We start from the raw sequence: 24821 nt of genomic DNA on the forward strand, positions 1-24821 counted from the left end.
CTCTATGGAGAAAGTAAGGAATGCACAAATTTCAGCAACCCCAATGACTGCTTGTGGCCGTCACCGCACCAGCCGACCACATCAATCCGGGACGCCGTTTGGAAACAACGTCCGCACGTCGGAAGAGCGGTACGTTTTGGAGCCGCAGTCATCGGCAAAGGCAAGATATTCCGCAAAGAAGTTGGCTCGTAGCCGCAAGAATTCGCGTGTGTTTTTTGTCAAATCGTTCTGTTCGGCAACCGATTTCTCGATCTCGTCCAGTTGCATGTCCAAACTGTCTTTCGGAGCACTCTTTTGACGCTGCTTGTTGACGACACCGTGTGATTCGTCGACAGCTAGCGCCAAGCGCTTGATGCTCAGCTGGAGCCGCTCCTTTTCGACAGCAGCATATCTGATGATGCAGGCTCGCAGCTCTTCCGGGGCGAGAATCGCTGACCGACCGTCGGCAAACTCAGCAGGAACGCCAAACGGAAGCAAATCTCTCGAAATCGAAAAACGGTCCGAGCTCATGTCCGTTGAAAACAGTGCGAAAATCAAAAGCGGGCCAAGCAAGATTTCATCCCGATTGTCTATGCGGCAGTCATTTGCGGGATACTATTGTACATGAAATCCATTTGAAAGACGCCGTTGCGTCATATCCGCTGGACGAGGATTGAAGTCGATCGGCACCGAAATGCATCTGTCGCTTCGTGGCAGGACGCTGAGAAGAGACGGCTCGCGCCACCCCCAATACCAATACCCCACAAACAAAACGGCCAGGATCTCTCCCGGCCGTCTGAACTCTCTCAACCGCTTCTCGCGTTAAGCGCGCGTGGTGCGCTTGCGGCCCTGATGGCCGGCGGCGCGGTGGTCGGTGGGGGCCTGGCCGCGGTTGTCGTTGCCGAAGCGGACCGGGCCGCGACCGTCGCCCTTGGGGGCTGCGGCCGGTGTGTGGCGGTTTGGCTTGGCTTCGCCGGATGCGGCGGCCGCATTGGCATTGCCCTGATGGGCCTTGCGCTGGCTGCCGGCTTCATGCGCGCCGTGGCTCGCATGATCGCGGTTGCCGGAACCGGCTGGCTTGGCTGAGCCACGGTTGTCAGGACGACCGCCAGGCTTTGCGCCCTGGTTGCCGAACTGCTTCTTGACCGGACGGAAATCCGAAGTCGAGGACAGATCGTTGTCGGGCGCTACGCTTGCCGCTGCCGGCCGTGCAGCCTGCGAACGGGGAGCCTGGCTTCTTGGCGCTTCTGCACCGTCACCAGCGAAGAACGGCTTGCGCGCCGGACGTTCGCGGCGCGGGCCACGGGCTTCGCCGGCAGCACCGGCACCGCGGCCTTCGCCGCCGCCACCATTGCCACGAGGCTGGCCGCCACGGCCACCCTTGTTGCCGCCGCGGGCATTGGCGCCGCCACCCTTGTTGCCGCCGTTGGCGCGTACCGGACGGTTCATCGTCTCAGGGCGCTCGCCGGTCAGCGTCTTGATCTCGATGTTCATCAGCTTTTCGATGTCGCGCAGCAGCATCGTTTCGTCCGGTGCGCAAAAAGCGATCGCGATGCCTTCGCGGCCGGCACGGGCCGTGCGGCCGATGCGGTGAATATAGGCTTCCGCGACATCAGGCAGATCGTAGTTGTAGACGTGGCTGACGGCCGGGATATCGATGCCGCGGGCCGCGACGTCGGTCGCGATCAGCGTCTTGATCTCGCCATCACGGAAACCCTTGAGTGCCCGTTCGCGCTGGCCCTGGCTTTTGTTGCCGTGGATCGAGGCGACCGAGAAACCGATGTTTTCAAAGTGCTTCATCAGCTTTTCAGCGGTGTGCTTGGTGCGCATGAAGACGATCGAGCGGCCATCCGGGTTGTCCATCAGCGACTTGCGAAGAAGGTCGGTCTTGTCGCCCTTGCCGGCAACGAAGTGGACGAACTGGTCCACCTTGTCGGCTGCCTTGCCCGCAGGCGTCACTTCCACCTTGACCGGATCGGTCAGGAAGTCGGCGGCCAGATCGGCGATCGCCTTCGGCATGGTGGCCGAAAACAGCATGGTCTGGCGCTTCTTCGGCACCATTTTGGAGATCTTGCGCAGGTCATGCACAAAGCCGAGGTCGAGCATCTGGTCGGCTTCGTCGAGCACGAGGAAGCGAACCGTCGTCAGACCGATCGCACGGCGCGAGATCAGGTCGAGCAGGCGGCCAGGGGTGGCGACGAGGATGTCGGTGCCCTTTTCCAGCTGCAGCTGCTGCTTGTTGATCGAGACACCGCCGACGACGAGATTGATCTTGAGCGGGCGGCCCTTGATGAAGGTCTTCAGGTTGGCGGCGATCTGGTTGACCAGTTCGCGGGTCGGCGCAAGGATCAGCGCGCGGGTGGTACGGTTGTCGGGGCGGGTCGCGTCGGCCATCAGGCGCTCGATCAGCGGCAGGCCGAAAGCTGCGGTCTTGCCGGTGCCGGTCTGCGCAAGGCCGATCAGGTCGCGGCCTTCGAGGAGAAGCGGAATTGCCTGGGCCTGGATCGGCGTCGGCGTTTCAAAACCAAGCTCGGTGAGCGTGGCGACGATCTGCTTGGACACGCCAAGAGATTCAAAATTCGTCAAGTCGAATACCTTTCGGGGCGCCAAAAGCGGACGCTCCGAAATGGCACCATGCCATCCGGGCTGCTTGTGGCGTCAAGAACCCCGCGTGATTTGGGAACTTGTGTGTTGGAAATTACTTTCCAGCGCTTGAACCCTCATCCCGAGGGCGATCTATCTGTGCGCCTTGTTCCTTCTTCGCGCTGTCAGTATGGACGCGGGGCAGCTCACGCGGCTGCCGGAAGGTGAAAGCTGGCATGCATTTGGTTGATTTGCCGCCGAAAGTCAAGGTTCTTCTGCAAAACGACGCAGGCTGTCCGCTAGCGGCGACCCGGTAGGCACTCACGTCACAGGGATTTTTTCGCGTCGTCAGCCCTCCGAGCGGCAGCCACACGGACGGCGATCCCCAAGGTAATGGTCGCGCAGAGTGGCGGCGCAAAACGAAAAACGGCGGTGCATCGCACCGCCATATCGCAAATCTTGATGGACGCCTGGACGCTCTAGTAGCAGACCCGTGCGCGGTAGGCTTCGCCATACTCGTTTTCCACCCATTCGTGGTGGCACCGCGGTGGTGGTGGCGGTGCGGCATAATAGGCGCGACGATAGACGACCGGCGGCGGTGGCGGCGGAGCATATTCGTATTGCGGCTCCACATAGACCGGACGCTGTGATCCGGACACGATCGCGCCGCCGATCAGGCCGCCGGCAATCCCTGCTGCCGCACCCAGCAGCACATCGTCGCCGTGGTGACGGTAGTGATCGCGGGCCTGCGCTGCCGCTGCCGTCGCAGCAAGTGCGCCGGCGACTGAGAGAGCCGCAATGCCAGCAGTAATGGTCTTCTTCATGATCGACATGCCTGGTTCCTTTCCCCGTGGTGTTTCGAGGTACGATCAAAGCGTCGCTCTCAATCACGGCGGATTGATGGAAGTTTTATCGCCGTAGTCTGAACGCCTATTCAGACTCCACCGTGGAAAAATTGCTTTTCGAAAGGTGTCGGCAACCCAGGGTCTGCCCGGAGATTGAATTGCGGCGAAAACCCGGCAATTTTCGGGAGGAATTGTGGCTTGATCTATCTGGCGGTTTTGGCGGGCAAGAAAAAGCGCCGGGTCTAAACCCGGCGCTGGAGCTGATCAGCAGTTGTTCGTCGTGGTGCCGGAACCGTCGGTCGAACCGCTGGTTGCCGAAGGTGCGCCACCGACACCCGTCGTGTCGCAGCCGCCTTTGCTCGTGCCGTTTCCGGTCGTCATGCTCTTGGAGTCCGTGCTGCCCGTGGTCGTCCCATCGTTGGCGCTATTGGACGGCGTTTTGGACGGTGTGTTGGACGGCGTCTGGCCGGTTGTGCCGCTGCTCGTTCCGGATGCAGCGCCTGCGCCAGACGCGCCAGACGCGCCAGACGCGCCGGAACCTGCGGATCCACCGGATGCACCTTGAGCGAATGCCGATGTTGCAAGGCCAAGCGTCAGCGTGGCAATCGTCACAAGTTTCATCATCGAAGAATTTCCTTTGTTCGCTTCACGTCAGGGTTAACCGGCGTCGGCGTTCAAGGTTGCCTGATGCTGCCGATTTAGTGTCATTGCGTTGATCCTCGATGCGTGAGACGCCCCCGGCCGCACTCCATTCGAACTTGCGAAAACGCAAATATTAAACAACCCTGTGTTCCGGGCAACGTGTTGTTAATACTCGCTATGGTGTTATCGGGTCGGTTTCCGAAAAATGGTGGGATCCCGCATGCGCGGGAGTGAGCGGGGCAGGGTGCACACGAAGAGCGAACGCCTGGAAAGCAAGTTTCTGGAGCGGGCCTGCGCCCGCATCGTGGATCTCCCCGAACCCGCCTATATCAAGAACTGCCGGCTCGCATACGTCGCCGTCAACCCCGCCTATGCGGCCATGGTCGGCGCTCGCCCGGAGGAGCTCGTCGGCCAGACAAGCCGCAGCCTCGGCAGCGATGGCGAAAAGGACGAGCGCAAGGAAAAGGAATGCCGCGCCCTGGTGTTCGGTGCCGAAGAAAAGGCGTTGGCGTTCAACGCCGACGGGATTTTCTCCCATGAGATCCATATCGAACGGTTTCTGACGGAAGACGATCATTCCTACGTCTTCGGCCATTTCCTGCCGGTCGGCGCTGCATCGCGCCCAACGGGTAATGGCGTCCCCGCGCCGCTCGAGACGGCAGCGAAGCCGTTTTCGCTGTTTGAGAACGGTCTTCTCGACGACGCGATCGACATGCTCGAAATGGGCATCGGCATCTACGACCGCGACAATGTGCTCGTTTACTGCAATTCGCAGCTTGTCGACCATTTCGATGCCTGCGGCATCGTCATCAAGCCGGGCATAGCGCTGGAGGACATCATCCACCGCGCCTATGATCAGCGGGAACGTGCGGCAAGCGGCAATGCGTCCGTAACGCTTGCGCCGCGCGAGAACTGGGTGGAACAGCGTCTCCGTGCCTTCCTCGTTCCCTATCACGAGCGGATCGACAAGCTGCCGGATGGGCGCTGGATGCGCAGTCTCAACAAACGGCTGGAAAACGGCCTGCTGATCGCCATCCGCCACGACGTCACCGACTTCAAGGACCAGGAGATGTTGCTGCGCAGCCAGGTGGCGGAAACCGGGCTTTTCCGCGCCATCCTGGAAGACCTGCCGGCCCCCGTGTTCGTTCGCAACGAAAAGCACGAGCTGACCTATGCCAACCACGCCTACGAGCAAATGCTGGGCAGCGAACGGGAAAACTATCTCGGCAAGACGGAAGCCCAGATGTTTCCCTGGGCGGCTGAGCGGTTCTGGAATGAAAACGCCCGCGTGCTGGACGGTGAGGCGATCGACAAGTCGGAGGATATGACCTTCCCCGACGGTTCGGTCATTCCGGTTCTTACACGCCTGCGCTCGATCGAGGTCGACGACGGCAGCCGCTATCTGGTTTGCTCGCGCACGGACGTGTCGCTGATCAAGGAAGCGCAGCAAAAGGCGGAAAAGGTCAGCCAGGATCTGCAGACGATCCTGTCGGCCCAGCCGGTCGGCATCGGTATTCTCGATGCGGATCTGGTGTTCGAATACGCCAACCCCGCCTTCTATACATCCTGGGATACGGACAAGCGCTTCGATCTGGCCGGCCGTTCCTACCGGGATTTCATGAAGGTCAATTACGACAACGGTATCTATGCCGGCTCGGACCTGGATTTCGATGCGATCTACAATGCCCGCATCGCCGCACTGACAGCCAGCAACGATCATCCGCCGATCGAGATCCGCACCCATGGCGGCCATTACCTGCTGATTTCCGGCACGCAGCTGACCGATGGCAAGATCCTCATCAGCCATACCGATATCACTGCTATGCGCCAGCGCGATGCGGACATCCGGCAAGCGCAGGAAGCGCTGCAGAAACACGGCGCGCTGATGCGCGACGCAACCAGCGCAATGTCTCAGGGGCTGCTTATCCTGCATGACGGCGCAATTATCTTTTCGAACGATGCGCTTGCCGCCATGCTGGAGATGCCGGCAGACATGCTGTCGATCGGGAAAAGCTGGCGCAACGTCTTTGGCTATTGCGCAAAACGCGGCGATCTTGGCGATGCGCGCACCTCGACCGCGGCGCTGCGCGAATGGGAAGCAAGCGTTGCCTCTGGAGAGCCGGTATTTACCTCGTTCCGCGTCGAGGACCGCCGCTGGATCCAGCTCGAGGCCCGCCCGACCGGGGACGACCACTGGCTTGCCGTCTTCACGGATGTCACCGAGAGCAAGGAACGCGAGGCGGACCTGACGCGCCTGCTCAACCGGGCGGAAGCGGCCGACCGGGCGAAGTCGGAATTCCTTGCCAACATGAGCCACGAGATCCGCACGCCGATGAACGGCGTGCTCGGCATGGCCGAACTGCTCGCCAAGTCCAGCCTCGATACCCGCCAGAAGACATTCGTCGACATCATCGTCAAATCCGGCAACGCGCTTTTGACGATCATCAACGACATTCTCGATTTCTCCAAGATCGATGCCGGCCAGATGAAGCTGCGCAAGGCGCCGTTCGATCCGGTCGAGGCAATCGAGGACGTGGCGACGCTTCTGTCGTCGGCCGCTGCCGACAAGGATATCGAACTGATCGTCCGCGGCGAGGTGTCTGTGCGCGAAACGGTCCTCGGCGATGCCGGCCGCTTCCGCCAGATCGTCACCAATCTGGTCGGCAATGCCGTCAAGTTTACCGAAAAGGGCCATGTCTTCATCGACTTGAAGTCGCGGCCGATCGATGGTGACCAGCTGATGCTGTCGATCCGCATCGAGGATACCGGCCTTGGCATTCCCGAAGAAAAGCTTCGGTCGGTGTTTGAAAAGTTCAGCCAGGTGGATACGTCGTCCACCCGCCGTCATGAAGGCACCGGGCTTGGTCTTGCGATCACGTCCGGTCTGGTCGAGCTGTTCGGCGGTTCCGTCGAGGTCGAGAGCGAGCTTGGCCGCGGTTCGGTCTTTACCGTCAACCTGCCGTTTGCCGTGGTTGCCGAACGCAAGATGGAAGTGACGCTGCCGGTCAGCACCAGCGGTGCCCGGGTGCTCGTGATCGACGACAACGCTGTGAACCGCCGCATCCTCACCGAGCAGCTGAGCATGTGGGGCTTCGAGACCGTTGCCGCTGAAAACGGGGCGGAGGGTCTTGCTTTCCTGCACGAAGCAACCAGGCTCGGCATCGTCATCGATGTGGTCGTGCTGGATTATCACATGCCGGAGATGAACGGGTTCGACTGCGCCAAGGCGATCCGGCGCGACAGGCGCTTCGATTTCACCGGCATCGTCTTCCTGACGTCGATGGACATGGCAAACGACGAGACGATGTTTGCCGAGCTCAATGTTCAGGCGCATCTGATGAAGCCCGCCCGCGCAGCCCTTTTGCGCAGCACGATCATCGACGTCGTCCGCGTCATCCGCACCCGGCGCCGCGCATCCGGGCAGGCGGTGCCGCTCATTGCGTCGTCTACTCCAGCCGTCGACACAGCTGGCTCAAAGCCTGCAGAACCGGTGGCGCAGGAAAATACCGTCGCTCCTGTGATCAAACCAACGCTCGATGTTCTCGTCGCTGAGGACAACGAGGTCAACCAGATCGTCTTTACCCAGATCCTGCAGATGACCGGCTGGCTGTTCCAGATCGTCAAGAACGGCGCGGAAGCGGTCGAGGCCTGGCAGAAGTATGATCCGGCGGTGATCATCATGGACGTGTCGATGCCGGTGATGAACGGGCACCAGGCGACCCGCAAGATCCGCGAACTCGAAAACGCGACCGGCACGCATGTCCCGATCATCGGCGTCACCGCCCATGCGCTCGAAAGCGACCGCGAACTCTGCTTCCAGGTCGGCATGGACGATTATCTATCCAAGCCGATCAGTCCCGAAGCGCTGGAAAACAAGATCCGCCACTGGCTGGATGGGGCAGTCGTCGTTTCGGCGCTGGATGGCAACTGAGGTCTTAGAGCCTCAGTCCTTGCGTCCGCGCAGCATCTCGCGTTTGCCCGCAAAGCCGGGCTGGCGCTCCACGGTGAAACCCGCGGCCGCCAGATTGCGGCGGACGAAGCCTGCCGCCGCATACGTTCCGAACGTGCCGCCGGTGCGGGTCTTCTTGAACAGCGCCTGCATCAGCTCCGGCGACCACATGTCGGGATTGCGCGACGGCGCGAAGCCATCGAGGAACCAGGCGTCGAAGTCTGCCTCTTCAGCCGTGACGCCGTCGAGCGCTGGACCGCAGACAACCATCAGCGTCGTCTGGTCGTCGAGGTCGATGGTGATCCGTCCGCCTGGTTGATCCGGCCATGCTTGCGTCAGTGCCTGCCGCTGCGGATCGATTTCCGGCCACCGCGCCAGTGCCCGCTCGATCTCGTCGCGCTGCATCGGATAGAGTTCAAACGATGTGAAATGCAGCCGTGTGCCGGGTTTGCGGAAAAGCGCCCACTGGCGCCAGGTCTCGCAGGCATTGAGGCCGGTGCCGAAACCGAGCTCACCGATGCGGAACGTGTCTTCGGTCGGCGACATCTCGTTCCAGCGCTCCGGCAGGCCGTTTCCGGCCAGAAACACATGGCCGCATTCCAGGCGGCCATCGGTGCGGCAATAAAAGTGGTCGCCAAATTCCGTCGAATACGGCATATCGCCGTCATGCCAGTCGAGCGCCGGGGCTTCAGGCGTGGCGTCGTCTTTTACAATTTCGGGATCGTGATTGCTCATGGAAGATGCGGATAATCCTCGAGGTCCCCGGGGTCAATCGCCAGCGATGCCGCATCTCCCCGGCGATCATGTCGATCTCCTGATCATCGGCGGCGGCATCATGGGCCTCTGGGCCGCGGTCAAGGCGGAACGGCTCGGCATCCGAACCCTTTTGGTCGAAGCCGGACGGTTGGGGCAGGGTGCCAGCGGCGGCATTCTGGGCGCGCTGATGTCGCATGTGCCCGACCGCTGGAACGACAAGAAACAGGCGCAATTCGACGCACTCGTCGCCCTCGAAGACGAAGTGGCGAGGCTCGAAGCCGAGGCCGGGCTGTCCTGCGGTTATCGCCGCTCCGGTCGGCTGATCCCGCTGCCGAAGCCGCATCTCAGACCCATCGCCCTACGCCATCAGCAGGAGGCGGAGGTCAACTGGCGGCACGACGGCGATCCGTTCCACTGGCATGTGCTCGATGCGTCGCCTTTCGACGGATGGCCGGACCCGGCCTTTACCGAAGCCGGCATCGTGCACGACACGTTTGCCGCCCGCGTTTCCCCCCGTCATCTGATGGCTGCGCTCGCCGCCTTCCTTGGCAACGCCCGGCATGTGAGCCTGATCGAAGGACTGCCGGCGGAGCGGATCGACCCGGTGGCAAACCGCGTCGAATTTGCCGATGGACGCTCGATCGGTTTTGGCCATTGCATGATTGCGGCCGGCCCGCAGTCGTTTCCGCTGCTTGGTCCCCTGTCTCCATCCATCTCGGTTCCGCTGGGACAGCCGGTGAAGGGGCAGGCGGCGCTGTTGAAGGCCGATATCGATCCGTCGCTGCCGATCCTCTTCCTCAACGGCCTCTATGTCATCGCCCATGACGATGGCCACGTGGCGGTCGGCAGCACCAGCGAGGAGGAGTTCGACGCGCCGTTTGCCACCGATGCCAAGCTCGACGATCTGTTGGTTCGCGCCCGCGCGCTCGTGCCGGCACTTTCCGGTGCGGAAGTGGTGGAGCGCTGGGCCGGCTTGAGGCCCAAGGCGATCGGCCGTGAGCCGATGGTGGGGCCGCATCCCGACCATCCAAGCGTCATCGCTCTCACCGGCGGCTTCAAGGTCAGCTTCGGGCTTGCCCACAGGCTTGCGAATGCCGCGCTCGGTTTCGTCATCGGTCAAGAGCACTCGCTTCCCGAGAGTTTTATACTTTGGGATCATCTTTCGGTTGCTACGCGTTAAACGCGCGTTTCGGCCCTTTCTCGTCGTTAATCTGTCACGCAAATCGCGTAACCCAATTCGTGGGATTGATGAGCATGCGTGAATAAACGAACAGGGGCAGAAAAGGTGACGCATGCGCTACGCACTCTATTTTACGCCACCTGCGCATGATCCGCTGACGCTTGCCGCGGCGCAATGGCTCGGCCGCAGTGCCTATTCCGGCGAGGCGATGGAGCCGCCCGAGATCTGCAACCTTGGTTTGCATGAGATCGCCTATCATACCGCGCTGCCGCGTCGCTGCGGTTTTCACGCCACGCTGAAGGCGCCGTTCCGGCTGGCGCCTGAGATCACCGAACAGATGCTGCTGCGCCATCTGATGCACTTTGCGGGATCGCATGATCCTTTCGAACTGCCGCTTCTCGAAGTGGCGCGTCTCGGCAATTATTTCGGGCTCGTTCCGGCTGTGCCTTGCGAGCGGATGCGGTTTCTCGCCTGCGCCGTCATGCAGGAATTCGACGTGTTCCGGGCGCCGCTTTCGGAAGGCGAGCTGGAACGCGCCGATCCCGGCGATCTTTCAGCGCCGCAGTTTTCCAACCTCCACCGCTGGGGCAACCCTCACGTGATGGAGGAATACCGCTTTCACATGACGTTGACGGGCCCGATGACACCGGCCGAAATGCCGCGTTTCGAAACGGCCTTGCGCGCCCATTTCAATCCGTATCTGCTGCGTCCCCTGGAAATCGCCAACATCGCGCTGTTCGTCGAAAATGAGCCCGGTGCGCCGTTCCATGTCCATTCTCTGCATCCGATGGGGCGCGTTTCCGCCCGCAAGATCGCCTGAGCGATCACGTTCCGTCTCGACATCGGCGGAAAGGCTGGGCTACCTTCCACAAGAGATAATCGAGGTGGACCATGCCCATAACCATAAAAGACTACCCCCGCGATCTCGTCGGCTACGGCCGCCACACGCCTGATCCGAAATGGCCCGGCGGCGCCAATATCGCCGTGCAGTTCGTGATCAACTACGAAGAGGGCGGCGAAAGCTCGATCCTCGACGATGATCCGGCGTCGGAAAACCTGCTGTCCGAAATCGTCGGTGCCGCCGCCTGGCCGGGCCAGCGCAATCTCAACATGGAATCGATCTACGAATACGGTTCGCGCGCGGGCTTCTGGCGGCTGCACCGGCTGTTTACCGAACTCAACGTCCAGACCACCGTCTACGGCGTGACGCTTGCCATGGCCCGCAATCCCGAAGCTGTCTCAGCCATGAAGGAAGCCGGCTGGGAGATCGCCAGCCACGGTTACCGCTGGCTTGAATACAAGGACTTCGACGAAGCGCGGGAACGCGAACACATCCTTGAGGCGGTGCGCCTGCATACGGAGCTTACCGGCGAGCGTCCCTATGGCATGTATCAGGGCAAGCCTTCCGACAACACGCTGAAGCTCGTCATGGAAGAGGGCGGTTTCCTCTATTCGTCCGACAGCTATGCCGACGATCTGCCCTATTGGGTGCCAGGGCTGGATGGCAAGCCGTTCCTGATCATCCCCTATACGCTGGAAACCAACGACATGCGCTTTGCCACGCCGCAGGGTTTCAACACCGGCGACCAGTTCTACACCTATCTCAAGGATGCGTTCGACACGCTTTACCGGGAAGGCGAGGAGGGGGCGGCGAAAATGCTGTCGGTCGGCCTCCATTGCCGCCTCGTCGGGCGTCCGGGTCGCGTGGCGGCGCTGCGGCGGTTCATGGAATACGTGCTCTCGCACGACAAGGTCTGGCTGCCGCAACGCATCGAGATCGCCCGCCACTGGCATGCCCATCACAAGCCGTCAGATGTGTCGGCATCAAGCACGGTGACCGGCCGATGACCGCCCGCAACGATTTCGTCGCGACCTTCGGTGGCGTGTTCGAACATTCGCCCTTTATCGCCGAGCGCGCCTATGACGGCGGCATGATCTTCGTGCCGCTGACCGCCAAGGGCGTGCATGAGGCTATGGTGGCGGTTTTTCGCGCCGCGGACCCGCAGGAGAAGCTCGGCATCCTCAACGCCCATCCGGACCTTGCCGGCAAGCTCGCCATCGCCGGCGGACTGACCGAAGAGAGCAAGAACGAGCAGGCCGGCGCCGGGCTCGATCGTCTGAGCCCAGATGAGCACGCACGTTTCACCGAACTCAACGCCGCCTATGTCGCAAAATTCGGCTTCCCCTTCATCATCGCCGTGAAAGGCCTGACAAGGGACGACATTCTGGCCGCCTTCGAGACCCGCGTCGGCAACGACGCTGATCAGGAATTTGCGACCGCCTGCGCCCAGGTGGAAAGGATCGCGCATCTGCGGTTGCTGGCCCTTTTGCCGGAGACGTGAGGGGGTTGCTTTCTTCGCCGTCGCTTGTGGCCTATATTGGATGGATAACGAGTGGTGGCCACATGAGACCGTCGGAAGCGCTGGAGAAGAACAGGGGAGTGATCCGGGAGATTGTCGCCCGTCGGCAGGTCTTCAACGCGCGCGTCTACGGTTCCGTCCTGCGGGGCGAGGATCATGCCGGAAGCGATCTGGATATTCTGGTCGACCCGTCGCCGGATACATCGCTTTTCACCCTTGGCGGGCTGCAATGGGAGCTCGAAGAAGCACTCGGCGTTCCCGTCGATATCAAGGTGCCCGGAGACTTTCCGCCCAATTTACGCGAGCGGATCGTTTCTGAAGCGCTTGCCATATGACGGGCGGTCGGCTGGAGGTCTACCTAGAGCGGATGTCTGTCGCGGGATCACGCGCTATTGCTTATGTCGACGGTGCGGACCGCGTATCATTCGGAGCGGACCAGCGGACGCAGGATGCGGTAATCGCCAACATCGCGGCGATCGGCGAATGCGTGACGAAAATCATGGACAGGTTTCCCGAATTCGCCGCCGCTCACCCGGAGGTGCCGTGGCAGGATATCAGGGCAATGCGCAATCGGGTAGCGCATCAGTATTTCGATATCGACGTCGATACGGTGTGGCGCACGGTGACGATCGATCTTCCCGACCTTCTCGACCAACTCCAATCTCTGCGCAACTTCCATGCCCAAGGCGAATGATTTGACCGACCATGAAACCCTCCGCATCCTCCCGCTCACCAAAGCCGCTTTCGCAGCCTATGGCGATGTGATCGAGGCCGATCCGGCGACGATGCGGCTGATCAACAACGGCACGACGGAGCGCTATCACGGGCTTGCCTCACCAGTTGTGGTCGGGCCGGCCGAGCGGCTGATCTTCAACATTTTTCGCGGCCAGCCGCGGAGTTTTCCCCACGAAGTGGGGATGATGGAGCGGCATCCGTTCGGCAGCCAGAGTTTCATGCCGCTCTCGGGGCGGCCGTTTCTGGTGGGCGTTTCCGATGACGAGGACGGTCGGCCGGGGCGCCCAAAAATCTTTCTGGCGCAGCCGCATCAGGGCGTGAACTATTTCGCCAACACCTGGCATCATCCGCTGATGGCGCTGGGTGAGATCAGCGATTTTCTCGTCGTCGATCGCGACAACACGGCCGCCAATCTCGAAGAATTCTTCTTCGAAACACCCTATCGCATCACGGAGCCCAGCCTATGACCGGCCTCACCACCCATGTGCTCGATACCGCGAGCGGTGCGCCTGCCTCGGGGCTCGTCATCGACCTCTACCGCATCGACGGCGACGTTCGCGAAAAACTGTTGACGGTCACGACCAATACCGATGGACGCATTGATGGCGGACCGATCCTGTCCGGCGAAACCTTCGTCATCGGCGTATTCGAGCTTGTCTTCCATGCCGGCGATTATCTGCGTGCCCGCGGTGTCTCGCTGACCGAGCCGGCATTTCTCGACGTCATCCCGATCCGCTTCGGCATGTCCGATGTCTCGGCCCATTACCATGTGCCGCTGCTGATCTCCCCCTATGGCTACTCCACCTACAGGGGGAGTTGATGCGGTTTGCCGCGATCGCCGATATCCACGGAAACTGCGCCGCACTCCAGGCGGTGCTCGACGATATCGCAGAGCTCGGCATCCGCGACATCGTCAACCTCGGCGACTGCTTCAGCGGCCCGCTGGAGGCGGACCGGACCGGTGACCTGCTGCTGCTTCTCGATGAAGCCGCAACGCAAACCGTGCGCGGCAACCACGATCGCTACCTCCTGGAAACGCCACCCGACGCCTTGGCGGCCTCGGATCGGCACGCGCACGGGCAGCTGGCATCGCGGCATTTCGAATGGCTGCGCAAACTGCCTTTCACCAAGGTCTGGCGCGACGACGTTTACCTGTGCCATGCGACGCCGGAGAACGACAATCTCTACTGGCTCGAAACGGTGTCCTCGGACGGCCACGTTACGCTACGGCCGCAAGCCGAGATCGAAGCGCTGGCCGAAGGCATCGCGCAATCGCTGATCCTCTGCGGTCACAGCCATGTCGCTCGCGTCGTCCAGCTCTCCGATGGCCGGCTGATCGTCAATCCCGGCAGCGTCGGCCAGCCCGCCTATGACGACGATGCGCCGGTCTATCACAAGGTCGAAACGGCCCATGCTCTCGCCTCCTACGCGGTGATCGAAAAGACCAACAAAGGCTGGGCGCCGACACTGCACACCGTCGCCTACGATCACATGGCAATGTCGCGGCTCGCCGCTAAAAACGACCGTCCCGACTGGGCAAGTGCACTCGCGACCGGCAGGGTGTGAGGGGCGGACGGGCCGCGCCCATGCCCCTTCAATTCTCTATCCACGGCTAAAATTCCGACGGAAACCATTCCGCAAGGCTTCTTCCAGATACTCCCCTGCGACGAGACAGGGGATGATTCGATGGCTCAATCACGCGCAAAACCGGCTGCGAAACGCAAGCGCAGCGCCGGGACCAAACGCTCTTCCTCGCGTTCGGGCGGTTCGCTCTGGCTCTGGGGGGCAGCCCTTGTCGTGGTCGGCGGCTCGATCGCGCTCTATGATCATTCGACTGCCGCGCGCCGGTTCGTGACCGGTCTCACCACTTCAAAGCCCGTTCAGACGGCCTCGAAGCCGGTGCAGCGCGATGACAATCCGGTGCCGCCGAAACCGGTCGTTGCTGCTGCGCCCCTGCCGCGCCCGGTCACGCCGCGGCCGGCCGCTGCGATAGACCAGAGCCAGACGGCCGCGATCATTCCGCCGGCGCCGATCGGCAAGCCGGGGCTCGACGCGGTTGCCGCACAGTCGGCGGCTCAGCCGGGGGCGCCGAGAGTGGGCGAAAAGCTCGCCGGCGCCTATGAGGCAAAATTCTTTCTCTGCGGCACCGCCAAGCAGGACGACTGCGTCGTGTCCGCCGACCGCTTCGTCCTCCATGGTCAGAAGATCCGGCTGGTCGGCGTCGAAGTCCCCAATATCGCCAAACCCCGCTGCGAGGCCGAGCGGATCAAGGCGAGCGATGCCAAGCTCCGGGTCCGCGCGTTCCTCGATTCCGGTCCGTTCGACCTGATGAGCTGGCGCGGCAATGATGCGGCGGTGGACGGTCACCAGTTGCGCGAAGTCACCCGCAACGGCCGCTCGCTTGCCGATATCCTCGTCAAAGAGGGACTGGCGAAGCGCCCGGGCGCCGGCAAGTCCGGCTGGTGCTCCTGAGCCTCAGCCGCTTTTCGCCGGGCCTCCACCTTACTTCGAAGGCTGGCCGTTGGACGCAGAGATCCCGCCATCGACCGGCAGGTTGACGCCCGTCACGAAGCGCGCATCGTCGCTCGCCAGAAACGCGATCACGGCGGCGACATCGGCCGGCTCGCAGGGGCCTTCCAGCGCAAAGCGCGCGTTGAACTGGGCCAGCCGTTTCTGATTGTCCATGATGCTGTCCGTCATGCCGCTGCGGGTCAGGCTCGGGCAGACCGCGTTGACGCGAATGCCGTCCTTGCCGTGATCCAGCGCCATCGCACGTGTGAGATTGACGACACCACCCTTGGCGGCATTGTAGGCCGCCATGCCCCAGTCGCCACCGGTGCCGGAAACAGACGCGACGTTCACGATCGAGCCTCTGGTCGTCTTCAAATGCGGGATTGCCGCCCGGCTGGCAAAGAACACGCCGTCGAGATCGGTCGCCATCACCTTGCGCCAGTCGCTGGTCGAGAGCGATGACACATCGCCCTGCACCGCTACACCTGCATTGTTGACGAGAGTGTCCACGCGACCGAACGTCTTGACCGCGGCCTCGACCAGATCGTTCACTTGGTCCTCGTCCGCCATGTCGCAGGCCTGCACGAGAACGCGGTCCTCGGGGTAGGGCGCGGCAACCGCCTCGAGCTTTTCGGGGGTGCGGCCGGCGATCACGACGAAGGCGCCCTCATCCAGAAACCGTTCTGCGGTCGCCTTGCCGATGCCCGATCCCGCGCCCGTGACGATGACGACTTTTTCGCTGAAGCGCTGCATGAAATTCTCCTTGTAAGCGATGCTGTTAGGTCCATCCTCCAAGGCTTCGAACGGGCAGGAACGGGGCGCGGTTCCACCGGCAGACGCGGCGAATATGCGATTGTTCGCATTTTATTAATATTGTTAGCAAAGACTGACGGACGGGACACATCGAAATCAGATGGCAGGCGTTGAGGGAGCGAACTACATCGGAGGCGAACATGGCTTTGTATCAGCGTACCGTGCTTGTCGTAGAAGATGAGCCCCTAATCCGGCTGCATCTGGCAGACACTTTGGAGGATGCCGGCTATACGGTTCTCGAGGCATCGAACGTGCTCGAGGCGGTGGCCGTCCTTGGGCAGTCCCGAACCGTTGACGCGGTCATTACCGATATCGACATGCCCGGCGCCCTCGACGGTTTCGACCTGATGAAGCTGATCTGCAGCTGCTACCGGGATACCGCCGTCATCGTCACGTCAGGCGGTCATGTCCTGTGCGAAGCCGAGCTTCAACCCGGCTGCGCGTTCATTCCCAAACCCTATGACCTGCCGAAAATGCTCGACATGCTCGCGGCACGGATTGCCCAGGCATCGACCCGGTCGTCCCAGGCCTGGCCCTGCGGCAGACTGTGGGCCTAGGCTCAGAAGAAGAAATCAGAACCTCACGTCGGCAATGATGTCGCGGCCGCAGGTTTCGATATCGCGCTTTCCGCACAAGGCCATCGAGATGTCCATTTCCTTGCGGATGATGTCGAGCGCTGCAGTCACGCCCGGCTTGCCCATTGCGCCGAGGCCATAGAGGAAGGGCCGGCCGATATAGGTGCCCTTGGCTCCGAGCGCCACGGCTTTGAGCACATCCTGACCGGAGCGGATCCCGCCGTCGAAATGCACCTCGATACGGTCGCCGACGGCATCGACAATCTTCGGCAGCATGCTGATCGAAGAGGGGGCGCCATCCAGCTGGCGGCCGCCGTGGTTGGAGACAATGATCGCATCGGCGCCGGTATCGGCTGCGGCGCGTGCGTCTTCCTCGTCGAGAATGCCCTTGATGATCAGCTTGCCGCCCCACAGATCCTTGATCCAGCGGATATCGTCCCAGGACAGGCGCGGGTCGAACTGTTCGGCGGTCCAGGCACCGAGCGACGACAGGTCCGAAACGTTGCTCGCATGCCCCACGATATTGCCAAAACCGCGACGCTTGGTGCGCAGCATTTCCAGGCACCATTGCGGCCTGGTCGCCAGCTGCAGGGCACTGTTCAGCGTCCATTTGGGCGGTGCCGACAGGCCGTTGCGGATGTCCTTGTGGCGCTGGCCGAGGATCTGCAGATCGGCGGTCACGACCAGCGCCGAGCAGCCGGCCTGCTTGGCGCGGCCGATCAGCCGTTCGATAAAGCCACGGTCTTTGAGCACGTAGAGCTGGAACCAGAACGGCTTGGTGGTGACCGAGCGCACATCCTCGATCGAGCAGATGCTCATGGTGGACAGCGTGAAGGGAACGCCAAATTCTTCGGCCGCCTGGGCTGCCAGCATCTCGCCATCGGCATGCTGCATGCCGGTCATTCCGGTCGGCGCGAGCGCCACGGGCATCGCCGCCGCCTGTCCCACCATCGTCGTTGCCAGCGATCGGTTGGTCATGTCGACCAGCACCCGCTGGCGCAGCTTGATCTTGGAAAAGTCATCCTCGTTGGCACGGTAGGTGCCTTCGGTCCAGGCGCCACTATCGGCATAATCGAAGAACATCTTGGGCACACGACGGCGAGCCATGGTCTTCAGATCGGCAATGGTCAGCGGCTTGGACATGCGCAAAACTTCCTCCTCGATGGTTGTCCGACAACTACCATATCCGGGCGACCTTGCCAGCGGAAACGTCGGTTTGGGGGAGCAGTTTTCTCAACCGCACCGCAGGTGCCGCGCCGCAACGGAAAACGGGCGGCCAAGGCCGCCCGTCGTAGTTTACTCAATCTGTGGCCGGGTTTTGTGGCTGAGCCTCAGAATTCTTCCCAGGACTGGGCCTGTGCCGCGGCCGATGACGAACCGCCGCCGAAGGCTGAAGCGATGCGGTTGCCGAGTGCTCGTGCCGGCGATGGTGTCTGGCGCGAGGCCGGCGATACGGCCATCGGAGCCGACGGAGCATGGCCGCGACGACCGTTCGATGCGGAGCGGTTTTCGCCCTGGCCGAGGTTGAAGCGCGACAGGAGGTCGTTCAGCGAGGCTGCTTCCTTGGCAAGGGAGTGGCTGGCCGCTGTCGATTCTTCCACCATGGCGGCGTTCTGCTGGGTGCCCTGGTCCATCGTGTTGACCGCCGTGTTGATCTCCTGCAGCCCGACCGCCTGTTCGCGCGCGGAGTCGACGATCGCGTTGACGTGGCGGTTGATCTCCTGAACTTCGGCGACGATGACTTCCAGCGCCTTGCCGGTCTCGCCGACCAGGTGGACGCCGGAGCGGACATGCTCGCTTGATGCGGTGATCAGTTCCTTGATCTCCTTGGCGGCCTTGGCAGAGCGCTGTGCGAGTTCGCGGACTTCCTGTGCGACGACGGCGAAACCCTTGCCCGCTTCACCGGCGCGCGCGGCTTCGACACCGGCGTTCAGGGCCAAAAGGTTGGTCTGGAAGGCGATTTCGTCGATGACGCCGATGATGCTGGAGATCTCGCCCGAGGACTTTTCGATCCCCTGCATGGCGGTGACCGCATCGCGCACGACTGCGCCGGAACGCTCGGCGCCGGCACGGGCCTTGGTGACGAGGTTGCCGACTTCTTCGGCGCGCTTGCTGGAATCCTTCACCGTTGTGGTGATCTGCTCCAGCGCTGCGGCGGTTTCTTCGACCGAAGCAGCCTGCTGTTCGGTGCGCTTGGACAGATCGTCGGCGGCCGCACGGATCTCATTGGCGCCGCCGTCGATGCCGCGGGCATTGTTGCCGACGGCCTGCAGGGTTTCCTGAAGGTTGGCAACCGAATCGTTGAAGTTGTTGCGCAGTGCATCAAGATGCGCGACGAACGGCGTGTCGAGGCGGTAGGCGACATCACCCTGCGCAAGCTTTGCCAGTCCGCCGGCAAGCTGGTCCACCGCGAACTGTGTGTCAGCTGCGTCCTTTGCCTTCTGCGCGTCGCGTTCGATGCGTTCGCGATCGGACAGGCTGCGGTTGGCATCGGCTTCGCGTTCGAGACGGATGCGCTCCAGCGCGTTGTCGCGGAACACGGCAACGGCTGCCGCCATGGCGCCAAGCTCGTCGCGGCGATCCTGACCTTCGATCGGTGCCTCTGTTTCACCCCGTGCCAATGACGCCATGCGTTCGCGCAGGTTGGCAATCGGCTTGGTGATGCCCTTGGCGGAGACGAGGAGCGCTCCGACGATACCGGCCGAAAACACGACTGCGAGAACGAGCAGTGCGTTGAAGATCGTCGAGTTCGTTTCGTCGGTGATCGCGTTGCTCTTGGTATTCACATCTGCGCTCAACCGCTCGAGGAATGCCGCGAGGTCCTTCGCCAGCGGCAGAACCTGCTGATCGACCTTCACAAGAGCTGCCTTGGCGATTTCGTCCTGGTCGTTTTCACCGAGGGCAACAGCCTCGTCAGTCAGCGTGAGGACTGCCTTGACGCGGGTCACGAGCGGGTCGAGGTCTGCCGCTCTGGTTGGCACGAGTGTACGGATATGCTCGAGACGCACCATCAGGTTGGTTTTGCTTTCCTTGTAGAAAGCAGTGGCAGCCGTCATCCCCTCGCTGCCCTTGGGATAGGCAAGGGTCTGGTAGGCGGCATAGCCCGTCGCCGCAAGATTGCGGTTGGCGCGGGCCATTTCCACAGCCGCAACGGTGTCTGTCGAAATAAAATCGGAGTAGCTGGTATCGGCAGTCTTGTAGCGGCTTGCAACGAAGCTTGTAGCGCCCAGGCCAACGACGCAGAGCGGGATAAGGACAGACAGTATTTTGGTGCGAATACTCGCATTTTTCAAAAACGACATAGAACCCCTCGTGGAGTAGCGGAGAAGCCTCCATTCCATCAGCGTTGCTGGCGCCAGCCGGGATCGCTGGAGCGCATGCAAACTGATCGATTGGTCAGGCAAACTTGTGTGGCATGACAGCTGCGCTCTGCCTTCATGGCTGCCAGGGGATATTCTGTCGCAGACAGGCGTAATAAGTTATAGTTTAAATATAATTAAGCGCTGATATTACAGTGAAAATGCATCACGACTGGATTCTAGACTTGGTGTTTCGTTCGCCGGTTGCGCCCGGAGGGATGGGGTATCCTGTCCCGACAGCCCGGCTACTTCGAGACGTCAGGCCTCCACGGCACCAGTCTGCATTTCATCGCCGCCCAGCCCCGTCTTCATCGCCTTGCCCGCAACATAGGTTTCCACCACCGCGCGGTCGTCGCCCATGGTCTGCAGCAGGAACAGCTCTTCGGGCAGGGTCTTCACCGTCTCCATCCGAAGCCGCATTGCGGGTGTCGATCCGGCGTCGAGGATGACGAGGTCGGCCATCGATCCGATGTCGAGCGTGCCGATGTCGGCCTCCATGCCCAGCGCCTCGGCATTGCCGCGGGTCATCAGGTAGTAGCTTTCGAGCGGATTGAGACGTTCGCCCAGCAGTTGCTGTATCTTGTAGGCCTCGTCCATGGTCTTCAGCATCGAATAGCTGGAACCGCCGCCGATATCGGTCGCGACGGAAACACGGACGGGCTTTTCGCGCCTCCTCAAGGCTTTCAGCGGAAACAGGCCGGAACCGAGGAACAGGTTGGAGGTCGGGCAATGCACGGCAATGCTGCCGGCTTCCGACAGCGCATCTGCCTCACGCTCGGAGAGATGGATGGCGTGGCCGAGCAGCGTCTTTTTCCCCAGCAGGCCGTAACGGGCATAGATGTCGGTATAGTCCGTCGCTTCCGGATAGAGCTCGGCGGTGTATTTGATTTCGTCGTGGTTTTCCGAAAGGTGGGTCTGGATGAACAGGTCGGGGAATTCCTGCGCCAAAGCCTCCGCCGCCTTCATCTGGCCCGGCGTCGAGGTGATCGCAAAGCGCGGCGTGATGGCGACGTGGTTGCGGCCCTTGCCATGCCATTCGGCAATCACGGCTCTGGTTTCGTCATAGCCCATCTCGGCGGTATCGAGCAGGCCCTGCGGCGCATTGCGATCCATCATCACCTTGCCGCCGACCATGCACATGTTGCGCTTCATCGCCTCGGCGAAAAAGGCGTCGGCGGAAGTCTTGTGGACGGAGCAATAGGCAACCGCCGTCGTCGTGCCGTGGCGCAGGAACTCGTCGTAGAAATGCGTGGCGATGCGCGTCGCGTGATCGCTCTCGACGAAGCGGCATTCCTCGGGGAATGTGTAGGTGTTGAGCCATTCCAGAAGGTTGCCGGCATAGGACGCAATCACCTGCATCTGCGGAAAATGCACATGGGTGTCGATCATCCCCGGCAGGATGAGGTGCGGCCGGTGATCGATCTCCTCGATATCGGCTGGCGCCTGCGCCTTGACCTGCGCGTAGTCGCCGGTTGCGGTGATCCGGCCGCCGGACACGAGGAGGGCGCCGTCGTGCTCGTGCGAATAGCTGTCGGTATCGGTCATCGCGAGGGGCGCACGCTTGAATGAAAGAAGGCGGCCGCGGATCAGGGAATTGGTCATCTAAAACTCTATTTCGACGCTATTGCACTTTCATACCACGCAACGAGAAGACGGCGCTCCTCGGGGGTGATGGCGGACACGTTGCCTGGCGGCATGGCGTGGCTCCGGCCGGCCTGGATATAGATCTCGCGGGCGTGGGCAGCAATCTCCGCATCGGTTTCCAGCTTCACCGATTTTGGCGTGAAGGTGATGCCCTCCCAGACCGGCTCTGCTGCATGGCACATCGAACAGCGCCCCTGAACGACGTTGCGCGCCGCGACGAAATGCGTGTCGGATGCGAATGTCTGCTGGATCGGCGTCATGGCCGATGCGCTCGATATCTCGGTCTCGCCGGTCAGCACTTTCGGCACCGTCGAAAGCCACATGATGGTGATGAACAGGAGCACCGTCACCAGCCAGGTCCAGGTCGGCTTGCCCTTGCGCGCATGTGTTGTGTTGAACCAGTGCCGGATCGTCACGCCCATCAGGAAGATCAGCGCCGCGATCACCCAGTTGAAATGGGTGGCAAACGCCAGCGGATAATGGTTCGACAGCATGAAGAAGATGACGGGCAGGGTCAGGTAGTTGTTGTGCAGCGAACGCTGCTTGGCAATCGCGCCGTATTTCGGATCGGGCGTGCGCCCGGCGATCAGGTCGGCGACGACGATGCGCTGGTTGGGCATGATGATCATGAAGACGTTGGCAGACATGATCGTGGCGGTGAAGGCGCCGAGATGCAGGAAGGCCGCCCGGCCGGAAAAGATCTGCGTGTAGCCCCAGGCCATCGCGACCAGAACCACATAGAGAATGCCCATCAGCGCCCAGGTATTCTTGCCGACAGGCGATTTGCACAGCTGGTCATAGATGACCCAGCCGATACCGAGTGACGCCAGCGAAAGGCCGATCGCCTGCAGGGATGACAGGTCCATCACCGTGCGGTCGATCAGGAACAGGTCTGCGCCGCCATAATAGACGATACACAGCATCAGGAAGCCGGAGAGCCAGGTGGCGTAGCTTTCCCACTTGAACCAGGTCAGGTGTTCCGGCATCTGCGCCGGCGCCACCAGATATTTCTGGATGTGATAGAAGCCGCCGCCATGCACCTGCCATTCCTCGCCATAGGCACCGACGGGAAGATGCGCCCGCTTCACCAGCCCGAGATCAAGCGCAATGAAGTAGAAGGACGAGCCGATCCAGGCGATCGCAGTGATGACGTGAAACCAGCGCGCTGCAAAGCTCAGCCATTCCCAGGCGATCGCGTATTCGTACATTCCGTGTGTTCCCGATTCAGTTCCCCTGCAGCGCACTTTGGGCAAAAAAGGATCGCGAGGGAAGAGGGGCGGACGCCGCCGTCATTCCGATACAGATCATATGGCAATGAGGGTAGCGGGCGAGGTTGCCGTGCCCGTCCATCCGGACTAGCTTTCGGGCGTATCAGGATCGAGGAGCTACCCATGAGCGAAACCGCAGAACCCCATCATGCCTCGTGCCACTGCGGCGCGGTGCGCTTGCGGGTCAAGTTGTCGGATGGGTTCAACACGATCCGGCGCTGTGACTGCTCGTTTTGCCGCATGCGGGGAGCCGTCGTTGCCTCTGCGCTGCTGAGCGATCTCACCATCCTTGAGGGCGAGGACAGCCTGACGCTCTATCAGTTCAATACGGGGACTGCGAAACACTATTTCTGCAAGACCTGCGGCATCTATACCCATCACCAGCGACGCTCAAATCCGGAGCAGTTCGGCATCAATGTCGCCTGCATCGAAGGTGTCAGTCCGTTCGATTTCCCCGAAGTGACGGTCATGGACGGCGTCCGTCATCCGGCCGATACGGGTGCCGATCCAAATTCGGGGATTGCAGGTGTCCTCAGATACTCGACATCCTGAGGCTGTCAGACAGCGGCAGTAATCCGTCCCAGGCGTGTTTCCGGATCGAGGCAGACCTGGTTGCGGCCCCGCATCTTGGCGGCATAAAGGGCCAAGTCGGCGCGCCGGTAGAGGTCTGCGGCGCTATCGCCGCTGTCGCCGGACGCGATGCCTGCAGAAAACGTGTAGCGGAAGCTCTGCTGTTCCGCGACGGGCCGCGAGTGACGCACCGCCTCCAGCATCTTGCCGACGATCGTCAGCGCGTTTTCCGGTGATGCATTGGGCAGGATCAGCACGAATTCCTCGCCGCCGACACGGCCGAGTACGTCGGTCTTTCGCACATGGCTGTGCAGTGTCTTGGCAAAGTCCTTCAGCACCGCATCGCCGACCGAATGGCCGAAACGGTCGTTGATATATTTGAAATTGTCGATGTCGAGCACGGCCAGGCATCCGGCCGGCTGCGATGGCGCCCCACCTTGCGAGCGCAACAGATCGTCGATCTTTGCCATCGCGAACCGCCGGCTTGGAATGCCGGTCAGTTCGTCGATCTGGGAGACCCTGATCGCGTCGTCGCGGTCCTGCCGGAGCGTTCTTTCGTCGGGGCGCATCGAGGTGATGTCACTTGCAACGCACAGCATCCAGCCGTTCGGCTGCATGGTTTCCGTCATCCAGAGCCAGCGGCCGTCGTGAAGGTCGGTTTCGTAGGCGCGAAAGCCGGTCTTGCCGCGCCGCGAAAGGGTGGAGCGCAGCCATGTCTCGAAATCCGTCGCCTTGATGACCGTGCCGCGCGCTGACAGGAAATTGCGGCGCATCATCTCCGACCAGAGCGGATTTTCGGTCTCGTCGAGGCACCAGGCGTCCCGGAACGCACGATTGGCGAAACGTAGCCTGTCGTCCTGATCGAACACTGCGATCAGGACGCCTGCAACTTCCATCAGCCCGGCCATCTGCCGCAGCGTCGCGTCGTCGTTCAAGGCCATGATGTCCCAGAATGTGAGTCTCTGTCTGCGTATTTCTTAGCTGTTACTTATGAATGATCAGTTAGGCAATTTGTTTCAACCCGCGGTATACGCGGTTGAGCAGCAGCAGTG

General features: G+C 61.7%; 23 protein-coding genes and 1 pseudogene. 13 read left to right on the forward strand and 11 right to left on the reverse strand.

Annotation, left to right across the window (positions count from 1 at the left end; genetic code table 11):
- Positions 1-81: 81 nt before the first annotated feature.
- From ACQY1J_RS09410 to ACQY1J_RS09425, 4 genes and pseudogenes are all read right to left on the reverse strand, one after another.
- Positions 82-552 (reverse strand): hypothetical protein, encoded by a 471-nt coding sequence (locus ACQY1J_RS09410; protein ID WP_092660199.1) that lies wholly within the window; start codon positions 550-552, stop codon positions 82-84.
- Between the two features lie 249 nt (positions 553-801).
- Positions 802-2615 (reverse strand): annotated as a pseudogene (locus tag ACQY1J_RS09415) (DEAD/DEAH box helicase).
- A gap of 426 nt (positions 2616-3041) precedes the next feature.
- Positions 3042-3395, reverse strand: coding sequence for a hypothetical protein (locus tag ACQY1J_RS09420; RefSeq protein ID WP_430251285.1), 354 nt, complete (start codon positions 3393-3395; stop codon positions 3042-3044).
- Positions 3396-3671: 276 nt separating this feature from the next.
- On the reverse strand, positions 3672-4031 hold the full coding sequence (locus ACQY1J_RS09425; protein ID WP_430251286.1) for a hypothetical protein: 360 nt from the start codon (positions 4029-4031) through the stop codon (positions 3672-3674).
- Positions 4032-4269: 238 nt separating this feature from the next.
- Between ACQY1J_RS09425 and ACQY1J_RS09430 the strand changes: the two genes are divergently transcribed.
- Positions 4270-7980, forward strand: coding sequence for a response regulator (locus ACQY1J_RS09430; RefSeq protein WP_430251287.1), 3711 nt, complete (start codon positions 4270-4272; stop codon positions 7978-7980).
- 12 nt (positions 7981-7992) lie between these two features.
- On the opposite strand, the gene mnmD is transcribed toward ACQY1J_RS09430, so the two are convergent.
- Positions 7993-8733, reverse strand: a complete 741-nt coding sequence (gene mnmD, locus ACQY1J_RS09435) for a tRNA (5-methylaminomethyl-2-thiouridine)(34)-methyltransferase MnmD (RefSeq protein WP_430251288.1) — start codon at positions 8731-8733, stop codon at positions 7993-7995.
- On the opposite strand from mnmD, the gene ACQY1J_RS09440 reads away from it, so the two are divergent.
- The 10 genes from ACQY1J_RS09440 to ACQY1J_RS09485 all read left to right on the forward strand — a co-directional run bounded on the left by ACQY1J_RS09440 (position 8732) and on the right by ACQY1J_RS09485 (position 15501).
- Entirely contained in the window at positions 8732-9934 is a 1203-nt protein-coding gene (locus ACQY1J_RS09440; RefSeq protein WP_430251289.1) for an NAD(P)/FAD-dependent oxidoreductase, read from the forward strand. The two genes, mnmD and ACQY1J_RS09440, sit on opposite strands and share 2 nt — an antisense overlap.
- 112 nt (positions 9935-10046) lie before the next feature.
- A complete protein-coding gene (locus tag ACQY1J_RS09445; RefSeq protein ID WP_430251290.1) occupies positions 10047-10754 on the forward strand; it encodes a DUF1045 domain-containing protein in 708 nt (235 codons plus the stop codon).
- Between the two features lie 71 nt (positions 10755-10825).
- Positions 10826-11782, forward strand: a complete 957-nt coding sequence (gene puuE / locus ACQY1J_RS09450; protein ID WP_430251291.1) for an allantoinase PuuE — start codon at positions 10826-10828, stop codon at positions 11780-11782.
- The gene (gene uraD / locus ACQY1J_RS09455) at positions 11779-12276 is read left to right on the forward strand and encodes a 2-oxo-4-hydroxy-4-carboxy-5-ureidoimidazoline decarboxylase (protein WP_430251292.1); all 498 of its coding nucleotides are present in this window, start codon (positions 11779-11781) and stop codon (positions 12274-12276) included. Before puuE ends, uraD begins: the two co-directional genes overlap by 4 nt.
- A 62-nt stretch (positions 12277-12338) precedes the next feature.
- Positions 12339-12629, forward strand: a complete 291-nt coding sequence (locus ACQY1J_RS09460; RefSeq protein WP_192086197.1) for a nucleotidyltransferase family protein — start codon at positions 12339-12341, stop codon at positions 12627-12629.
- On the forward strand, positions 12626-12988 hold the full coding sequence (locus ACQY1J_RS09465; protein ID WP_430251293.1) for a HepT-like ribonuclease domain-containing protein: 363 nt from the start codon (positions 12626-12628) through the stop codon (positions 12986-12988). The genes ACQY1J_RS09460 and ACQY1J_RS09465 overlap by 4 nt, the downstream gene beginning before the upstream one ends.
- A 1-nt stretch (position 12989) precedes the next feature.
- Positions 12990-13496, forward strand: a complete 507-nt coding sequence (locus tag ACQY1J_RS09470) for an ureidoglycolate lyase (RefSeq protein WP_245341532.1) — start codon at positions 12990-12992, stop codon at positions 13494-13496.
- Positions 13493-13849: a hydroxyisourate hydrolase gene (gene uraH / locus ACQY1J_RS09475; protein WP_430251294.1), complete on the forward strand. Its 357-nt coding sequence runs from the start codon at positions 13493-13495 to the stop codon at positions 13847-13849. Before ACQY1J_RS09470 ends, uraH begins: the two co-directional genes overlap by 4 nt.
- Positions 13849-14595, forward strand: coding sequence for a metallophosphoesterase family protein (locus tag ACQY1J_RS09480; RefSeq protein ID WP_430251295.1), 747 nt, complete (start codon positions 13849-13851; stop codon positions 14593-14595). The genes uraH and ACQY1J_RS09480 overlap by 1 nt, the downstream gene beginning before the upstream one ends.
- Before the next feature lie 120 nt (positions 14596-14715).
- The gene (locus ACQY1J_RS09485; protein ID WP_430251296.1) at positions 14716-15501 is read left to right on the forward strand and encodes a hypothetical protein; all 786 of its coding nucleotides are present in this window, start codon (positions 14716-14718) and stop codon (positions 15499-15501) included.
- A 30-nt stretch (positions 15502-15531) separates the two neighbouring features.
- On the opposite strand, the gene ACQY1J_RS09490 is transcribed toward ACQY1J_RS09485, so the two are convergent.
- Positions 15532-16293, reverse strand: a complete 762-nt coding sequence (locus tag ACQY1J_RS09490; protein ID WP_430251297.1) for an SDR family NAD(P)-dependent oxidoreductase — start codon at positions 16291-16293, stop codon at positions 15532-15534.
- Between the two features lie 200 nt (positions 16294-16493).
- On the opposite strand from ACQY1J_RS09490, the gene ACQY1J_RS09495 reads away from it, so the two are divergent.
- A complete protein-coding gene (locus ACQY1J_RS09495) occupies positions 16494-16910 on the forward strand; it encodes a response regulator (RefSeq protein WP_062455479.1) in 417 nt (138 codons plus the stop codon).
- A gap of 15 nt (positions 16911-16925) precedes the next feature.
- Here ACQY1J_RS09495 and ACQY1J_RS09500 read toward each other — a convergent pair whose 3' ends face one another.
- The 4 genes from ACQY1J_RS09500 to puuD all read right to left on the reverse strand — a co-directional run bounded on the left by ACQY1J_RS09500 (position 16926) and on the right by puuD (position 23139).
- A complete protein-coding gene (locus ACQY1J_RS09500; RefSeq protein ID WP_430251298.1) occupies positions 16926-18071 on the reverse strand; it encodes an alpha-hydroxy acid oxidase in 1146 nt (381 codons plus the stop codon).
- Between the two features lie 188 nt (positions 18072-18259).
- Complete coding sequence (locus ACQY1J_RS09505; protein WP_430251299.1) at positions 18260-20230, reverse strand: methyl-accepting chemotaxis protein; 1971 nt, start codon at positions 20228-20230, stop codon at positions 18260-18262.
- A gap of 315 nt (positions 20231-20545) precedes the next feature.
- Complete coding sequence (gene guaD, locus ACQY1J_RS09510; RefSeq protein ID WP_430251300.1) at positions 20546-21889, reverse strand: guanine deaminase; 1344 nt, start codon at positions 21887-21889, stop codon at positions 20546-20548.
- A gap of 8 nt (positions 21890-21897) precedes the next feature.
- Positions 21898-23139: a urate hydroxylase PuuD gene (puuD, locus tag ACQY1J_RS09515; protein ID WP_113110798.1), complete on the reverse strand. Its 1242-nt coding sequence runs from the start codon at positions 23137-23139 to the stop codon at positions 21898-21900.
- Between the two features lie 183 nt (positions 23140-23322).
- Between puuD and ACQY1J_RS09520 the strand changes: the two genes are divergently transcribed.
- Positions 23323-23751, forward strand: a complete 429-nt coding sequence (locus tag ACQY1J_RS09520; protein ID WP_113166803.1) for a GFA family protein — start codon at positions 23323-23325, stop codon at positions 23749-23751.
- A gap of 5 nt (positions 23752-23756) precedes the next feature.
- Here the strand turns inward: ACQY1J_RS09520 and ACQY1J_RS09525 are convergent, their stop codons facing one another.
- The gene (locus ACQY1J_RS09525; RefSeq protein WP_371816154.1) at positions 23757-24710 is read right to left on the reverse strand and encodes a GGDEF domain-containing protein; all 954 of its coding nucleotides are present in this window, start codon (positions 24708-24710) and stop codon (positions 23757-23759) included.
- Positions 24711-24821 lie beyond the last annotated feature (111 nt).

The sequence above is a fragment of the Neorhizobium sp. DAR64860/K0K1 genome (assembly GCF_050500205.1).
GTDB classification, from domain to species: domain Bacteria; phylum Pseudomonadota; class Alphaproteobacteria; order Rhizobiales; family Rhizobiaceae; genus Neorhizobium; species Neorhizobium soli.

Bases quoted from the DNA above. Each gene is read 5' to 3' on its own strand.
- ACQY1J_RS09420 (WP_430251285.1), bottom strand. From the start codon at position 3,395: ATGTCGATCATGAAGAAGACCATTACTGCTGGCATTGCGGCTCTCTCA.
- ACQY1J_RS09425 (WP_430251286.1), bottom strand. From the start codon at position 4,031: ATGATGAAACTTGTGACGATTGCCACGCTGACGCTTGGCCTTGCAACA.
- ACQY1J_RS09430 (WP_430251287.1), top strand. From the start codon at position 4,270: ATGCGCGGGAGTGAGCGGGGCAGGGTGCACACGAAGAGCGAACGCCTG.
- ACQY1J_RS09440 (WP_430251289.1), top strand. From the start codon at position 8,732: ATGGAAGATGCGGATAATCCTCGAGGTCCCCGGGGTCAATCGCCAGCG.
- mnmD (WP_430251288.1), bottom strand. From the start codon at position 8,733: ATGAGCAATCACGATCCCGAAATTGTAAAAGACGACGCCACGCCTGAA.
- ACQY1J_RS09445 (WP_430251290.1), top strand. From the start codon at position 10,047: ATGCGCTACGCACTCTATTTTACGCCACCTGCGCATGATCCGCTGACG.
- puuE (WP_430251291.1), top strand. From the start codon at position 10,826: ATGCCCATAACCATAAAAGACTACCCCCGCGATCTCGTCGGCTACGGC.
- uraD (WP_430251292.1), top strand. From the start codon at position 11,779: ATGACCGCCCGCAACGATTTCGTCGCGACCTTCGGTGGCGTGTTCGAA.
- ACQY1J_RS09460 (WP_192086197.1), top strand. From the start codon at position 12,339: ATGAGACCGTCGGAAGCGCTGGAGAAGAACAGGGGAGTGATCCGGGAG.
- ACQY1J_RS09465 (WP_430251293.1), top strand. From the start codon at position 12,626: ATGACGGGCGGTCGGCTGGAGGTCTACCTAGAGCGGATGTCTGTCGCG.
- uraH (WP_430251294.1), top strand. From the start codon at position 13,493: ATGACCGGCCTCACCACCCATGTGCTCGATACCGCGAGCGGTGCGCCT.
- ACQY1J_RS09480 (WP_430251295.1), top strand. From the start codon at position 13,849: ATGCGGTTTGCCGCGATCGCCGATATCCACGGAAACTGCGCCGCACTC.
- ACQY1J_RS09485 (WP_430251296.1), top strand. From the start codon at position 14,716: ATGGCTCAATCACGCGCAAAACCGGCTGCGAAACGCAAGCGCAGCGCC.
- ACQY1J_RS09490 (WP_430251297.1), bottom strand. From the start codon at position 16,293: ATGCAGCGCTTCAGCGAAAAAGTCGTCATCGTCACGGGCGCGGGATCG.
- ACQY1J_RS09495 (WP_062455479.1), top strand. From the start codon at position 16,494: ATGGCTTTGTATCAGCGTACCGTGCTTGTCGTAGAAGATGAGCCCCTA.
- ACQY1J_RS09500 (WP_430251298.1), bottom strand. From the start codon at position 18,071: ATGTCCAAGCCGCTGACCATTGCCGATCTGAAGACCATGGCTCGCCGT.
- ACQY1J_RS09505 (WP_430251299.1), bottom strand. From the start codon at position 20,230: ATGTCGTTTTTGAAAAATGCGAGTATTCGCACCAAAATACTGTCTGTC.
- guaD (WP_430251300.1), bottom strand. From the start codon at position 21,889: ATGACCAATTCCCTGATCCGCGGCCGCCTTCTTTCATTCAAGCGTGCG.
- puuD (WP_113110798.1), bottom strand. From the start codon at position 23,139: ATGTACGAATACGCGATCGCCTGGGAATGGCTGAGCTTTGCAGCGCGC.
- ACQY1J_RS09520 (WP_113166803.1), top strand. From the start codon at position 23,323: ATGAGCGAAACCGCAGAACCCCATCATGCCTCGTGCCACTGCGGCGCG.
- ACQY1J_RS09525 (WP_371816154.1), bottom strand. From the start codon at position 24,710: ATGGCCTTGAACGACGACGCGACGCTGCGGCAGATGGCCGGGCTGATG.